The 15,255-nt window shown below is 54.4% G+C and carries 14 protein-coding genes; 3 read left to right on the plus strand and 11 right to left on the minus strand.

Features of this window, described 5'->3' with window-relative positions; genetic code table 11:
- Nucleotides 1–15: 15 nt before the first annotated feature.
- Together R3I13_RS08395 and tsaE are read right to left on the minus strand one after the other, a co-directional pair.
- Nucleotides 16–1,233 (minus strand): alanine dehydrogenase, encoded by a 1,218-nt coding sequence (locus R3I13_RS08395; protein WP_346317477.1) that lies wholly within the window; start codon nt 1,231–1,233, stop codon nt 16–18.
- 47 nt (nt 1,234–1,280) lie between these two features.
- On the minus strand, nt 1,281–1,742 hold the full coding sequence (gene tsaE / locus R3I13_RS08400; protein ID WP_346317478.1) for a tRNA (adenosine(37)-N6)-threonylcarbamoyltransferase complex ATPase subunit type 1 TsaE: 462 nt from the start codon (nt 1,740–1,742) through the stop codon (nt 1,281–1,283).
- A 249-nt stretch (nt 1,743–1,991) separates the two neighbouring features.
- Between tsaE and R3I13_RS08405 the strand changes: the two genes are divergently transcribed.
- The 3 genes from R3I13_RS08405 to R3I13_RS08415 are packed head-to-tail and all read left to right on the plus strand — an operon-like array spanning nt 1,992 to nt 6,650.
- Nucleotides 1,992–4,100 (plus strand): cation-translocating P-type ATPase, encoded by a 2,109-nt coding sequence (locus R3I13_RS08405; RefSeq protein ID WP_346317479.1) that lies wholly within the window; start codon nt 1,992–1,994, stop codon nt 4,098–4,100.
- Nucleotides 4,101–4,139: 39 nt separating this feature from the next.
- Nucleotides 4,140–4,745: a trimeric intracellular cation channel family protein gene (locus tag R3I13_RS08410; protein ID WP_346317480.1), complete on the plus strand. Its 606-nt coding sequence runs from the start codon at nt 4,140–4,142 to the stop codon at nt 4,743–4,745.
- A gap of 3 nt (nt 4,746–4,748) precedes the next feature.
- Nucleotides 4,749–6,650 carry an ATP-dependent DNA helicase RecQ gene (locus R3I13_RS08415; protein WP_346317481.1) on the plus strand — a complete coding sequence of 634 codons (1,902 nt, stop codon included), beginning with the start codon at nt 4,749–4,751 and terminating at the stop codon, nt 6,648–6,650.
- Here R3I13_RS08415 and R3I13_RS08420 read toward each other — a convergent pair.
- From R3I13_RS08420 to R3I13_RS08460, 9 genes are read right to left on the minus strand one after another with little or no spacing between them, the layout of a single operon-like run.
- A complete protein-coding gene (locus R3I13_RS08420; protein WP_346317482.1) occupies nt 6,640–7,686 on the minus strand; it encodes a Gfo/Idh/MocA family oxidoreductase in 1,047 nt (348 codons plus the stop codon). The genes R3I13_RS08415 and R3I13_RS08420 overlap by 11 nt on opposite strands.
- Nucleotides 7,687–7,691: 5 nt before the next feature.
- Nucleotides 7,692–8,060 carry an SdpI family protein gene (locus R3I13_RS08425; protein WP_346317483.1) on the minus strand — a complete coding sequence of 123 codons (369 nt, stop codon included), beginning with the start codon at nt 8,058–8,060 and terminating at the stop codon, nt 7,692–7,694.
- Between the two features lie 51 nt (nt 8,061–8,111).
- Nucleotides 8,112–9,668 (minus strand): helicase HerA-like domain-containing protein, encoded by a 1,557-nt coding sequence (locus R3I13_RS08430; RefSeq protein ID WP_346317484.1) that lies wholly within the window; start codon nt 9,666–9,668, stop codon nt 8,112–8,114.
- A gap of 28 nt (nt 9,669–9,696) precedes the next feature.
- The gene (locus R3I13_RS08435) at nt 9,697–10,143 is read right to left on the minus strand and encodes a hypothetical protein (RefSeq protein WP_346317485.1); all 447 of its coding nucleotides are present in this window, start codon (nt 10,141–10,143) and stop codon (nt 9,697–9,699) included.
- 21 nt (nt 10,144–10,164) lie between these two features.
- Nucleotides 10,165–11,004, minus strand: a complete 840-nt coding sequence (locus R3I13_RS08440) for an MBL fold metallo-hydrolase (RefSeq protein ID WP_346317486.1) — start codon at nt 11,002–11,004, stop codon at nt 10,165–10,167.
- Between the two features lie 27 nt (nt 11,005–11,031).
- Complete coding sequence (locus R3I13_RS08445; RefSeq protein WP_346317487.1) at nt 11,032–12,360, minus strand: MFS transporter; 1,329 nt, start codon at nt 12,358–12,360, stop codon at nt 11,032–11,034.
- Nucleotides 12,361–12,397: 37 nt separating this feature from the next.
- Nucleotides 12,398–13,015 carry an ATP-binding cassette domain-containing protein gene (locus R3I13_RS08450; RefSeq protein ID WP_346317488.1) on the minus strand — a complete coding sequence of 206 codons (618 nt, stop codon included), beginning with the start codon at nt 13,013–13,015 and terminating at the stop codon, nt 12,398–12,400.
- Nucleotides 12,999–13,799 (minus strand): acyl-ACP--UDP-N-acetylglucosamine O-acyltransferase, encoded by an 801-nt coding sequence (lpxA, locus tag R3I13_RS08455; protein WP_346317489.1) that lies wholly within the window; start codon nt 13,797–13,799, stop codon nt 12,999–13,001. Before lpxA ends, R3I13_RS08450 begins: the two co-directional genes overlap by 17 nt.
- 4 nt (nt 13,800–13,803) lie before the next feature.
- Nucleotides 13,804–15,222, minus strand: coding sequence for a bifunctional UDP-3-O-[3-hydroxymyristoyl] N-acetylglucosamine deacetylase/3-hydroxyacyl-ACP dehydratase (locus tag R3I13_RS08460; RefSeq protein ID WP_346317490.1), 1,419 nt, complete (start codon nt 15,220–15,222; stop codon nt 13,804–13,806).
- Nucleotides 15,223–15,255 lie beyond the last annotated feature (33 nt).

Genomic DNA, 15,255 nt, shown 5'->3' on the forward strand with positions numbered 1-15,255 from the left:
TGAGGCAAGGGTTCTTTATCCCTTCACCGCCAGCAACAGCTCCAAATCTGTATACTTCAGCTTGAACTTCTCGCTGAGGTGATAATTGGTGAGGGCGCCTTTGTAGAGGTAAATGCCGTTGCGCACGCCGCGCTTGATCCACACCAGGTTATCGAAACCGCCGTCGTCTGCGGCTTCCAGCAATAGCGGCATCAGCACGTTGCTGATAGCCTGCGAAGCGGTGCCCGCGAAGCCGGAAGGGATGTTCGGCACGCAGTAATGGATCACGTCGTATTTTTTGAAAACGGGGTTTTCGTGGGTGGTCACTTCAGAGGTCTCAAAACAGCCGCCCCGGTCGATACTCACATCTACGATCACGGAGCCGGCTTTCATGTTGCTTACCATGCTCTCGGTAACCACGATAGGCGTTCTGCCGCTTTGGGATGACAGCGCGCCCACCGCCACATCGGCATTACGCAGCTGTTCCGCCAGCACCTTGGGCTGGATAACGGAGGTGAATACACGTACGCCGATATTGTTTTGCAGCCTTTTAAGCTTGTAAATATTGTTGTCGAAGACCTTTACGGAAGAACCTAACGCCAGCGCGGTACGGGCCGCAAATTCGCCTACAATGCCCGCGCCAATGATCACTACCTTGGTGGGTGGAATGCCTGTAACGCCGCCCAGCAGTATACCTTTGCCTTTGTTGGAATTGCTCAGGTATTGCCCGGCAATGAGCATCACCGCACCCCCGGCTATTTCACTCATGGCCCTTACGATGGGGTAAGTGCCGGAATCGTCTTTCAGGTTTTCGAACGAAAGGAGGGTAATGCGTTTGTCCATCATCTTCTGGAGCTGTTCTGCTTTCAGCACGGAGAGATGGATAGGTGAAATAACGATCTGGTGCGGGTGCAGCAATTCTATCTCTTCATCGTTGAGCGGGGCCGATTTCACAATGATATCCGCTTTGAACACTTCCTTTTTTTCATACACGATCTCCGCGCCGGCCTCGGAATAGTCTGTATCATAGAAGTGCGAGCCGTCGCCTGCTTTATGTTCCACGACGATATGGTGACCATTGTTGCTGAGAATGCTTACTGCATCGGGCGTCAGCGCGATGCGGCTTTCCTGGAAGGATGTTTCCTTGGGGATACCGATGAACAGCCTGGAATTCTTCGTGGGGATATCCAGCGTTTCTTCCAGCGGGGAATATGTAAATCCGGCACTCACAACAGTTTTTTGCCTTGGCTCCATAATCGTAGAAAATTGAGTGTGTTAGGTCACTTTCAAAGATACATTTATTATTGCAGGGACGGCGTAAATTCCCCCGGGTCGGCCAATCCGGCCACCAGCTTCCTGCGCTGGTCCGCGGTTACGGACAGGTATACATACACTGTATCCTGCGGGAGCAGCGGCGCCACTACGTCCGGCCATTCCACGAAGCAGATAGCGTCAGGATGGTAAAGGCAGTCTTCTACCCCGGCTTCTATGGCTTCTTCCAGGCTTTTCAGCCGGTAGAGGTCCAGGTGGTAGATGATCCTCTCCCGCTTGCGGGCATCTGTGTACCGGTATTCATTGATAATTGAAAAAGTGGGGCTGGCGGTGGGATCTTCTACCCCTTTGGCAGTGCAAAGCGCTTTCACAAAAGTGGTCTTTCCCACACCCATCTCGCCATTCATGGCAAAAACCTGCTCGTCGGTGAAAGTTTCCCAGAACTGGCGGGCGGTTTCCGGCAGTTCCGCATGTGAAAATGTAATCCTCATACGCTATATCCCTGGTATAAGCCATAAAATTAGCAATTCCGGAGCATTTAATTACGCTGCCGGAGATACGGAAAAAGCACCCCTGTTGCAATAATAATCCCGCCCCGGCGTAAGCCCCGGCTATAGCCGGAAAAGTCCCGCCAGCGGCTCTAAATAGCACCGCCGTTGCAATAAAATCCCTGGCGCCGGAAGGCGGTATGTGGTACTTTTGTATTGCATCCTGTTAGCCCCCGGATCAATTGACAAGCTATGGAAACGATCAGTTGCAAAGTAAAAGGGATGAACTGCTCCAGCTGCGCCCTTACCATTTCAAAATACCTGGAGAAAAAAGGCATGGAAGATGTGGCCATCAGCGTGGCTACGGAAGAACTCAGCTTCAACGTTCCCCAGGGAACGGACGCGGGCGAGATCATCAGCGGTATTAACAGTCTTGGCTATGAAGTGGTGCTGCCCAACCAGGGCCCTGCCACGAAGCCTTTCTATACTACGCTTACCTTCAAATTCTGGTTCTGCCTTGTATTCACCGCCCCGCTATTGCTGCACATGTGGGTGAGCTGGCACTGGCTGCATAATGCCTGGATACAGCTGGCTTTAACAGTACCTGTATACATAGTGGGCATGCTGCACTTCGGCCGCAGCGCCTTCCGCTCTCTGCGCAACGGCATGGCCAATATGGACGTGCTGATCACGCTCGGCGCCACTGCTGCATTCGCTTACAGTCTTACCGGTACGCTCATGAACATGGGTGCGGATTATCTCTTCTACGAAACCGCTGCCGCCATTCTCACGCTTGTGTTCTTAGGCAACCTGCTGGAGGAGAGATCAGTGAAATCCACTACCACGGCCATCGCAGAGCTGGCCAGGATGCAGCATACCATGGCGCGGAAGATCCATGTGAACGATAAAGGACAGGAACATATCGACGAAGTGGACAACAGCGCCCTGCGCGTGGGCGACCGTGTACTGGTGAACACAGGCGACAAGATACCCATGGACGGCACCATTTACTGGGGCAGCGGCCATGTGAACGAATCCATGATCACCGGGGAAAGCGAACCCGTGGCGCGGAATGAAAAGGACAAAGTGATCGGCGGCACCATCCTGGACAGCGGCAGTATCAAAATGTATATCACCGCTACCGGGAAAGACACCGTATTGTCTTATATCATCGACTTGGTAAAACAGGCCCAGCATAACAAACCGCCCATGCAAAAGCTGGCGGACCGGATCAGCGGCATCTTTGTGCCAGCGGTGCTGGGCATTGCGCTCGTCACTTTCCTCGGCTGGTACTTCATCGGTGGCACCCCGCTGGATGTAGCCATCATGCGGAGTGTAGCCGTGCTCGTGATTGCCTGTCCCTGCGCCATGGGCCTGGCCACGCCTGCCGCTGTAATGGTGGGTCTGGGCCGCGCCGCGCGCAACGGTATCCTCATAAAAGGCGCCAACACGCTGGAATCTTTCCGCAACATCCGCCAGATCGTGTTCGATAAAACGGGCACGCTTACCACCGGGAAATTGCAGATCGGCCAGTGGAAAGCCATCGGCATGGACGACGATACTTTCCGCTCCCTCGTGTTCAGCCTTGAAAAATATTCTTCCCACCCCATTGCCCGCTCGCTGGTGGCTGCCTGGAAAGGCGTGCCGGAAACGGTTTTACAGCAGGTGCGCGAACATAAGGGCGTTGGCATGGCGGCGAAAGATAAAGAAGGGAACGAATGGCGCCTTGGTTCTTACATCATGGCCAAAGAAGCCACCACAGAAGATTCTCACAGCATTTACCTGCTGCGGAACGGCGCGCTTGCCGGCTGGATAGATTTCATCGACGAGCTGCGCCCCGAAGCAAAAAACGTGATCAGCCAGCTGAAAAGCAACGGCATCCGCACCATCCTCCTCAGCGGCGACATGCGCCGTAAATGCGAGCAGCTGGCCCGTGAACTGGGGATCGATGAAGTGTTTGCAGAGCAGTCGCCGCAGCAGAAATTAGAGAAGATAGACGATCTGATGCAATCCGCGCCCACCGCGATGGTGGGAGACGGCATCAACGACGCGCCGGCACTGGCAAAGGCCACCATCGGCATATCGCTCAGCGATTCCACGCAGGTGGCCATGCAGAGCGCCAATGTAATATTGCTGAACAACCACCTGGGCGCCCTGCCGCTGGCATTGGGGCTGGGGAAACATACTTACCTCACCATCAAACAGAACCTGTTCTGGGCCTTCATCTACAACGTAGTGGCCATTCCCGTTGCCGCGCTGGGGTTCCTGAATCCCATTGTAGGCGCGCTGATCATGGGTTTGTCTGACGTTGTGCTGGCCATCAACTCTATCCGCCTCCGCTTCAAAAATGTAAACCATTAAAATTTGTCGTTAATTCGTATATCATAATCGGTTTGCTGAATGATATACTGGTTAGACCTCATTGGTACTTTTGTTTTTGCCATATCAGGCGCATTGGCGGCCTGGGACAAAAAAATGTACCACGACATATTCGGCGTGAGCTTCACGGCCTTCGTCACTTCCATTGGCGGCGGCACTATGCGTGACCTTATCCTGGGCGTACGCCCCGTTTGGGTGGCCGATGGCGATTACATTATCGCCATTGCGCTGGGCGTATTGGTAACCGTACTGTTCCGCGCGCGGCTGCTGCGTTTCCGCCGGTCCATCTTTTTCTTTGACACGCTGGGCATCGGGTTCTACACCGTCATCGGTTTGCAGAAAGCCCTGCTCTATGGCGTGCATCCCTGGGCGGCGGTGATCCTGGGCATGATCTCCGCTATTTTCGGCGGGGTGATCAGGGATATGATGGTGAATGAAATACCGCTCATCTTCAGCCGCCAGGTGTACGCCACGGCCTGCCTGGCCGGCGCCGCGCTCTACATCGGCCTGCGGCACCTGGGGGTGGATGAGGACTGGAACATGGTGGCCAGCATCCTGCTAGTGATCGGCATACGTTTGACCGCGCTGAAGAAAGGCTGGTCCTTACCCTACTTACAGAAACATTGACGCATGGTTTCGGCGCTTTCCATATTACACCGCTTCTGGGGCTACCAGCAGTTCAGGCCTTTGCAGGACGAGATCGTCGCGTCCGTTGCCGCCGGGCGCGACACGCTGGCGCTGCTGCCTACGGGCGGCGGTAAGTCCATCTGCTTCCAGGTGCCGGCTATGATGAACGAGGGCCTTTGCCTGGTGATCACCCCGCTGATCGCGCTGATGAAGGACCAGGTGGAAAACCTTAACAAGCGCGGCATCCCGGCCTTCGCGATCTACGCCGGCATGCAAACCCGCGACGTGGAGAAGGTGCTGGCGCTTGCGCGGGAAGGGGAGATAAAATTCCTGTACGTTTCACCGGAACGCCTGCAGAGCCGGCGCTTCCTTTGGTATTGCGAGGTGCTGCCCGTAAAGCTGATCGCGGTAGACGAGGCGCATTGTATTTCCCAATGGGGCTACGATTTCAGGCCCGCTTACCTGCAGATCGCCTCCATCCGCGAACAGTTTCCCGATGCGCCCGTGCTGGCGCTCACGGCCACGGCTACACCGAAAGTAAAGGAAGACATCTGTGCGAAGCTCCAGCTGCGCGACCCCGCCGTGTTCGTGAAAAGTTTTGCCCGGGCGAACCTTTCCTACAGCGTGGCCGAAGGCGAAAATAAATTATCCCGCATTCAACAGATACTGGACCGTGTGCCCGGCTCCGCGGTCATTTACTGCCGGAACCGGCGGCAGACGAAGGAAATAGCCGGCCTGCTTTCTTCGCAAAATATTTCAGCCAGTTATTACCATGCGGGCCTCAGCAGCGCCGAACGCTCCGCCCGCCAGGAAGCCTGGATCAAGAACGAGATCCGCGTGATGGTATGCACCAATGCCTTCGGGATGGGCATAGATAAGCCTGACGTGCGCATGGTGATCCACGCCGATATGCCCGACAGTATTGAAGCCTATTACCAGGAGGCAGGCCGCGCGGGCCGCGACGAGCAAAAGGCCTATGCCGTAATGCTTTATTCCGAAAGGGATATTAAGGAACTGGAAGCCCGCATCCCGCTTCAGTTTCCCAACCTCGAAGAAATACGCGGCGTATTCCAGGCGGTTGTGAATTATTTACAGGTGCCCAAAGGCACGGAAGGCGTGTATTACGATTTCGACATCAACGAATTCGTGAAACGTTTCTCCCTCAATATCACCACGGCTTTCAGCGCGCTCCGTATCCTGGAGCAGGAGGGCGTTTGGCAGCTCAGCGAAAGCGTTTACCTGCCCTCGCGCGTGGAATTCGTGACCAACCGCGATGCGCTCTACGAATACGAAACAGCCAGCCCTTCCATGGAGCCGCTGATCAAAACTTTACTCCGCACCTACGAAGGTATTTTCGACAACGCCGTGCCCATCTTCGAAAAGCAGATCGCCCGGCTCATGCGTATCGGTGAGCAGGACGTGATCCATGACCTGCAACTCCTGCACCGGCAGGCGATCATCCGGTATTATCCCCGGAAAGACAATCCACAGCTGAATTTCCTGGAAGAACGCGTGAGCGCGCAGTTCCTGCAGGTAAATATGGCCCGCGTGGAGGCCCGCAGGAAAGTGATGGAGGCACGCATTGCCGCGATGGCAAATTATGCCCGCAACAGCAGCACCTGCCGCACGCAGCAGCTGGTGGCTTATTTCGGTGAAAAAGACGCGAAGCCCTGCGGCGTTTGTGATGTATGCGTTAAGAAAGAAAAAGGAGAACTGAAGGAAGGGGAGTTCGGAAAACTGGCCATCGCCATCCTCGAAGCGCTGCAGGAAAAAGGTTCCGTGCAGGACCTGGTGAGGCGGGTAGACGCGGAGGAAGGCAGGGTGCTGGCCACCCTGCAGTTCCTGATCGCGGAAGGACTTGTGCTGCGCGATGGCGACGGGATACTCGTCGCGGCTAAAGATTGATTACGCGGCCTTCTTCGCTGCTTTTGAAAACAGCTTCAATAACTTTTACGACATTCAGCCCGTCTTCCGGTGTAACCGGGTTGGGTTTATTTTCCCGCAACGCGGCGTAAATGCCCTGGTAATAATCCAGGTAATTGCCGTTGCCGCCGGGAAGGTATTCTTTCACGGTCTTGCCGTCTATTTCAGTATGCAGCAATCCCCATTCAGCAGGCACTTCAGCGCCCCAGTCCGGCGTATCGGGCAGCACGCCTTTCATGAGCAATGCTTCCTGTATGTCTGATTTGGATTTGATGAAGGAGCCTTTGCGGCCGTGCAGGATATAAGCCGGCAGCGCTTCCCGCACCAGGTAGCTGGATTTGAGGCGTACGCGCAGGGTATCGTAATACATCAGCAGCTCAAAATAATCGTCCACCACTGAATCTTTGCGGATGATGCGCACATCGCCGAAAACGGCTTTGGGCATACCGAAAATGGTCAGCGCCTGGTCTATCAGGTGCGAGCCGAGATCGTACAGCACGCCGGTACCTTTGGCTGCCACCTCTTTGTGCGCTTTGTAGCTCAGCTCTTCCTTAAAACGGTCGTAGTGGAACTCAACTTCGAGGATGTCGCCCAGCAGCCCGTCGTTCACTACTTTCTTCACGATCTTGTAATCGCTGTCGTAGCGGCGGTTCTGGTACACGCTCAGCAGCAGCTTTTTGGAAGCGGCCAGCTGTATCAGCTCTTCGCCTTCGGCGGAAGTAACGGTGAAAGGCTTTTCCACGATCACGTTCTTACCAGCCAGCAGTGCGGCTTTGGAGTATTCGTAATGCGTATAGTTGGGCGTATTCACTACGATCAGTTCCAGGTTCGGGTCTTTGAACAGCGCCTGCACGTCCGGGTAAATTTTTACGTACGGGTAACGTTGCTGCGTGAGGTGCTTGCTGCGCTCCACTACAGCCGTAAGCTCAAAGCCCGGGTGCACGTGAATGAACGGCGCATGGAACGCATAGCCGCTGTGGCCGTAAGAGCATAAACCTGTTTTGATCGGTGCTGACATATCTTTTATTTTTTCGGATTTCCTTCGTTATCGAAAAGTTGTTTGAGTTTTCGCTCCGTAAAATATAAAGGAATTATCGTAGCTGCAACTATTGGGATGATGGGAAGCAATACAATCAACACCGGGTTCCCTGTATCGTAGTTATAACCTGAAAGCCAGAACAGTGGTGCAATTACCAGCAACAGCGCCAGCCCGCAAAGACTCATGAGCCTGCCGGCGTATACCTGGGCAAAATCCCATGCCGCCTGGCTTTTCATGGACCGTTGCGTGCGATAGCCCGCCAGCAGGTTGATCTTCCGCGGGGGCTTTTTCCACATCCAGGCCCCAAGCCCGGCGAAGATCAATCCCAGCCCCGCGAATATTACATTGATCATATAGACGTTCAAATTATTGGTTATCCGCAATCACGATCTTCACCTTAACCGTTAAAACCAGCTCGTCTTCTTCTTGCTGCGCCCGCCCAGCCCCAACGCGCCCAGCAGGCTGCGGGTGATCACGTTCGCGGCGGTGCGGCCTGCCTGCCTTGCGGCTGAGCTGGTCATGATCGTTTCAAACAGGCCCTTCTCTTCCTTCGCCCGTCCTTTTTTCGCAGGCGCTTCGTCTTCCTCAGCTTTGCTGCGTTCTGCGGCCTCTTCCAGCTTGGCGTTCAGCATCTCGTAGGCACTTTCGCTGTCTACTTCCGTGTTGTATTTTTTGATGAGTTTTGAATCGTCTACCAATTGCTCCAACTCTTCGGGGGTGAGGATGTCCATCCGCGAACGCGGGCTTACCAGCATGGTGGCTGCCAGCGGCGTGGGCGTGCCTTTTTCGCTGAGGCAGGTTACCAGCGCTTCGCCAATGCCGATCTGGGTGAGCAGCTCGTCGGTTTTGTAGAAATCGGAGAGCGGGTAGTTCTCCGCCGTTTGTTTGATGGCCTTGCGGTCGTTGGCGGTGAATGCGCGGAGGGCATGTTGCACTTTCAGGCCAAGCTGCCCCAGCACGGAAGCGGGTACGTCCATCGGGTTCTGCGTGCAGAAAAAGATGCCCACGCCCTTGGAACGGATGAGCTTGATGATGGTCTCGATCTGCTGCAGCAGCGCGTCGCTGGCTTCCTGGAAGATGAGGTGCGCCTCGTCTATGAACATTACCAGCTTGGGTTTGTCCATATCGCCTTCTTCCGGCAGCGTGGCGTACAATTCGGCCAGCAGGCTGAGCATGAAGGTGGAAAAGAGTTTCGGCCGGTCCTGTATGTCGGTTACGCGCACGATGGAGATCTTGCCGCGGCCGTCGTCCCCGATGTGCATCAGGTCGTCCACTTCAAAGGATTTTTCGCCGAAGAACAGGGCGCCGCCCTGCTGCTCCAGCTCTATCACTTTCCGGAGGATGGTGCCGGTGGAAGTGGTGGATATTTTGCCGTAGTCTTTTTCAAGCTCCTTCTTGCCTTCGTCGCTCACGTACTGCAGTACTTTTTTGAAGTCTTTCAGGTCCAGCAGCGGCAGCTTGTTGTCGTCGCAGTATTTGAAGATCATGGCTACCAGGCCGGCCTGCGTGTCGTTCAGCTCCAGTATCTTGGACAATAGCACCGGGCCGAATTCGGTCACGGTAGCGCGGAGGCGCACGCCTTTTTCCTGGCTGAGGCTCAGCAGTTCCACGGGATAGGCCGCAGGGCTCCATGTGCCGCCGATCTTGGCATACCGCTCTTCGATCTTTGCATTGGAAACGCCCGCTGCCGCAATGCCGCTGAGGTCGCCTTTGATGTCCATAAGCATAACGGGCACGCTGGCGTCGCTGAGGCCTTCGGCGATCACCTGCAGGGTTTTGGTTTTACCGGTACCGGTAGCGCCGGCGATCAGGCCGTGGCGGTTCAGGGTCTTGAGCGGCAGCGTTACATCCGCGCCGGTCACCACTTCGCCGTTCAGCATGGCGCAGCCCAGTTTAAAATGTTCGCCTTTGAACGTATAGCCGTTTTTGATGTATTCGAGAAATGCTTCCTGGTTAGCCATGTGGACAGTTTTTAATTAAAACAGGGGACTATTCTTCTTTCAGTAAGGTTTTGGCGCCTTTGATGCTGCTGCTCATCAGGTCCTGCACGTCGGCGATCTTCTTTTTCTCCGCTTCGAGGTAGGCCTTTTTCTCGGGTGTGGTCTTGTCTTTCAGTTCCATGTCGTAACCGGTCATCCAGCTGTTCATGGCGTTGGTGGCGCTGTCCAGCAGGTTGGCGGTCACAAAGTAGGCGGTAGTGTCGCCCTTTTTAGTGGCAAGACTGTCTTTCACGGCCACTACGCGCTCTTTCAGCCTGCGTATGGTCATCATCTTCTCCATGCCTTCGTTGTGGATGGTCATTACCACGGTGGAAAGCGAATCAATTGCCAGTGAATCTGCAAGCGCGGCGGTGTTGGTACCGGTGTTTCCGCCCTGGCAGGATACGAGCGCTATCACTGCGGCTGCGGGCAGGATGCGGGTAAGTAACTTTTGCATGGTTAAATGTTTTATGGGTGATTACAATGAGTTCAATGGGAATGATTCTTTCAGCCTGATGCCTTTTTCCGTGCTGTGCAAAATGCCGCATTCATTGGCCGGGTCGTGCTCGAAATAAAGGACATATTGCCGCTCAGTGGCTTCATTAAGAAAACGTTTTTTCTCTTCCAAAGTAGTGAGCGGGAACATGTCGTAGGCCATCACATACGGCAGCGGGATGTGGCCCGCGGAGGGCAGCAGGTCTGCCATATACACCAGCGTATGGCCGTTGTAGCGGATCTCGGGCAACATCATGGCGTCTGTATGGCCGAAAGCGAAACGTACGCGCATGTGGTCGGTGAAGGCAATGCCGTCCTGCTGTTCAATGAATTTCAGCTGGCCGCTCTGCTGGATGGGCAGGATATTTTCTTTGAGGAAAGAGGCTTTTTCCCGGTCGTTGGGATTGGTGGCCCATTTCCAGTGCGCTTCGTTGCTCCAGTAAGTGGCGTTTTTGAAAGCTGGCACGAGCTTGTCGCCCTGCCGTTCTATGCTTCCGCCGCAATGGTCGAAGTGCAGGTGGGTGAGGAATACGTCGGTGATATCGTCGCGGTGGTAGCCGAGGGCTTTAAGCGATTTGTCCAGCGTATCGTCTCCGTGCAGGTAGTAGTGACTGAAGAATTTTTCGTCCTGTTTATTGCCGATGCCGTTGTCTATAAGAACGAGACGGCCGTTGTCTTCCATCAGCAGGCAGCGCATGGCCCAGGTGCAGAGGTTGTTTTCGTCGGGCGGGTTCAGTTTCTGCCAGATGGTTTTGGGCACCACGCCAAACATGGCGCCGCCGTCCAGTTTAAAGAAGCCGGTGTTGATCGTGTGTAATTGCATCCGTTAAGGTTTTCTTCCCGCAGGGGTCTATGCCCTGTTTTCGAATGCGGGCGCCTGCGGTTTTCCGTTTGCTAATCTACGTTGTTTCTGCAAAGCAGAAAAAAGCCAGATCAGGCCGATGGTGAAAAAGCCGATCAATACCAATACAGACGTGCGCATGTTGTTGGTCATGTGCTCGATATACCCGAAGCTGAACACGCCGATGGCGATGGCCATTTTTTCGGTAACGTCGTAATAGGAGAAAAAAGAAGCGGTGTCGCGGGTTTCGGGGATGAGTTTGGCGTAAGTGGAGCGGCTTAGCGACTGAATGCCGCCCATCACCAGGCCGACGGCCATTGCCAGGATGTAAAACTGTGTTTCGGTGGTAATGAAATAAGCATTGATGCATACCCCGATCCACAGCAGCACCGTGGCGATCAGCACCTTAAAGTTGCCGAAACGGCCTGAAAGCCGCGCCATGCCCCATGCTCCCAGGATGGCCACCAATTGGATGAGCACCACGCAGATAATGAGCTTGGTGGATTCCATTTTCAGTTCCACGGAAGCGAAAATAACGGCCACCATCATCACGGTTTGCACACCCATGCTGTAAAAGAAAAACGCGCGCAGGAACCTTTTCAGGACGGGCATTACGCGCACCTGCGCGTATACTTTTTTCAGCTCAATGAACCCGTCTTTGAACACGCTGCCGGTATGCTCGCTGATAGCGGGTTTGGAAGCAGGCAGGCGCTTAAAGGTGATCTGCGCGAAGCCGAACCACCAGATGCCTACGAGCAGGAAGGTAATGCGTACGGCTTCGCCGTCTGTAATGCCGAAAGGATGGAGGCTCACCAGGGCAAAGCCTATCAGCTGCATGAGCACGCTGCCCATGTAGCCGAAGGAGAAACCCCGCGCGCTCACACGGTCCTGGTATTCGGGCACAACGATCTCGGGCAGGTAGGAGTTGTAGAACACAAGTCCGCCCCAGAAGCCAATTGCCGCCAGCATTACAGAGAGCATGCCGGGTTCCAGGGGCCTGTTGTCCGTAAAAAAGAACAGCGAAGCACAGGCGAAGGAGCCGATATAACAGAAAAAGCGGAGGAAATTCTTTTTATTGCCCCTCGTATCCGCGATGGAAGAGAGGATGGGCAGGCTGATGGCGATAATGAGGTAAGCGGCGGAAAGCACGTAATCGTACAGCACGGAATTCTTCAGGGTCTTGCCGAAGAACACCACATCGTCGCCGCCGAATTTGGAGCGGGTTACGCCCAGGTAATAAATAGGGAAGAACGTGGTGGTAATAACAAGGTTATATACGGAATTGGCCCAGTCATACATGGCCCAGCCATTCACTACTTTCTTGTTTGGAATGCTCATAGGGAATTTTTAATATTCACATGAATAATTAAAAGTACTACTTATAATCGCTGATCTGTATACGTTCTTTGCAAAATCCGTATTCCGCCTCGTCGTTGGAGCTTACGATCACGAGCCTGTTGCCGCAGTATTCCCGTACCAGCTGCTGGTAAAGGGCAATGCCGGGCGCGTCGAGGTTGGTGCAGGGCTCATCCAGCAGCAGCACGGTCACATCTGAAAAAATAGCCAGGGCAAGACGGGCGCGCTGTTTCATCCCGGAGGAGAAGTAACGCACCTGTTTGTTCCAGGCTTTGTCCAGGCCTACGATGCCGGCAATTTCCCGGGCTTTGAAGCCGGGAAGGAAAGATTTGAAGTGAAGATGGAAATCAAAACATTCCTCCAGCGTGAATTCTTCCACCAGCTCCAGGTAGGGCGCCACGATGGCGCAATGGCGGAAGAACTGCTCCTGCGGGAGAACCTGTTCGTTGAAAAGATATTGTAACTGGCCTTCGCTGTGATGATGGTGGCCGCTGACGATCTGCAGCAAAGTGGATTTGCCGGACCCGTTTGGCCCCAGGATGGCGTAATGGCCTGTACCGGAGAATGTATAGGTGAAACGACGGAATATCCAGTCGTAGTTGAACCGCTTGCCTACCTGGTTAAGCGAGATCGTCATTCGCCCTGGTGCTGTACCCTCTCATGATGCCGCGGCCGGAATCGCGGATGAAGGAGAGTATCTCATCCCTTTCGTCCGTGGCCGGGAACTCGGCTTCAATGATACGGATGGCTTTGGAAATATTGTTGCCTTTTACGAAGAGTATCCGGTAGATGTCCAGGATGTGGTTGATCTTGTCCAGCGAAAACCCGCGGCGTTTGAGGCCGATGGAGTTTACGCCTACGTAGGAGAGGGGTTCTCTTGCCGCTTTCACGTAAGGAGGAACGTCTTTCCGCACCAGCGAGCCGCCGGTCACGAAAGCGTGGTTGCCGATCTTGCAGAACTGCTGAACGGCTACCATCCCCGCCAGCACTACGTGATCGCCTACGGTGATGTGGCCTGCCAGGGTGGTGTTGTTGGAAAAAACGCAGTAATCGCCCACCGTGCAGTCGTGCGCGATATGGCTGTAGGCCATGATCAGGCAATTGTTGCCGATGGAGGTTTTCCAGCGGTCTTTGGTGCCCCTGTTAACGGTCACATATTCACGGATGGTGGTGTTGTTGCCGATCTCCACGGTGGTATCCTCGCCTTCGAATTTGAGGTCCTGCGGAATGGCTGCTATCACCGCTCCGGGGAAGATGCGGCAGTTCTTGCCGATGCGGGCGCCTTCCATCACGGTCACGTTAGACCCGATCCAGGTGCCTTCCCCGATCTCAACATTTTTATGAATAACAGTAAACGGATCAATTTTTACATTGGGCGCAACTTTGGCGTCCGGGTGGATGTATGTGAGCGGGTGAATCATGCTGTTATTTTGTTCCTTCGCGTTTAACAATTTGAGCAACCATGTCAGCTTCTGTGCATACCTTGTTGCCTACGAATGCCGTTCCTCTCATTTCCACCAGACCTCTGCGGATGGGGCTGAGCAGCTCCATCTTCAATACCATGGTATCGCCGGGCAATACTTTCTGTTTGAATTTGCAGTTATCGATCTTCAGGAAATAGGTATCATAGTTCTCGGGGTCCGGCATAGGGTTCAGCGCGAGGATTCCGCCTACCTGTGCGAGCGCTTCGCAGATCAGCACGCCCGGCATTACCGGGTTCCCGGGGAAGTGGCCCTGGAAGATCTGTTCGTTGAAAGTTACATTCTTTACGCCTACTACACGGGTATCGCTCAGTTCGATGATCTTATCTACCAGCAGCATCGGGTAACGGTGCGGCATGGTGCGCACGATCCGGTTGATATCATAGATCGGCGGCTGGTTGGGATCGTAAATGGGTACGTCCTTATTGTGTTTGTTCTTTTTGATATACGCCTTGATCTTACGGGCAAATTCCACGTTGGAAGCGTGCCCGGGACGGTTGGCGATGATATGCGCCTTGATGGGATAGCCGATCAGGGCAAGGTCTCCCACGATGTCCAGCAGCTTGTGGCGCGCCGGTTCGTTGGGGAAATGAAGCTCTGCGTTGTTGAGGATGCCTTCGCGCTGCTGCACGGCGATCTCTTCACGGTCGAAAGCCTTGGCCAGGCGCTTCAGCTCGTCTTCGGTCACCGGCCGGTCTACCACTACGATGGCATTGTTGATGTCGCCGCCTTTGATGAGATTGTTGGCCAGCAGGTATTCCAGCTCATGCAGGAATACGAAGGTGCGGCAGGGCGCAATTTCTTTTTTGAAATCGCCGAGGCTCTTCAGGTTGGCATGTTGCGTGCCCAGCACCTGGGAGTTGAAGTCGATCATGGCGGTGATGCGGTAATCTACCGCGGGCAGCGCCACCATTTCCACTTTCTTTACCTCGTCGTAATAATTGATGTTGGTGTCTATGGAATACCAGATCTTCTTGGCGTCCTGCTCCTGTATGCCTACTTCTTCGATCACTTCAATGAAGGGCATGGAGCTTCCGTCCATGATGGGGATCTCGGGGCCGTTAAGCTCTATCAATACGTTGTCTACCCCTTTTCCTACAAGTGCTGCGAGGATGTGCTCCACAGTGCTCACGCGTGCGCCGTTGTGCTCGAGGGTCGTGCCGCGGGCGGTGTCCACCACGTAGTCCACATCAGCCTTTACGATGGGCTGGTCGGGGAGGTCGATGCGTTGGAACTTAATCCCGAAACCGGGCATAGCCGGCTTGAGGGTCATATTCACATGAGCGCCTGTATGCAGACCAACACCCGATATTGTCACAGGGCCTTGCAGGGTTTGTTGGTTCTGTTGCTGATTATCCATCATTATATCTTCGTATTCAATGCGTTAAAACTCCTT

Origin of the sequence: Chitinophaga sp. YIM B06452 (genome assembly GCF_039655965.1) — a bacterium.
Taxonomy (GTDB): Bacteria; Bacteroidota; Bacteroidia; order Chitinophagales; family Chitinophagaceae; genus Chitinophaga.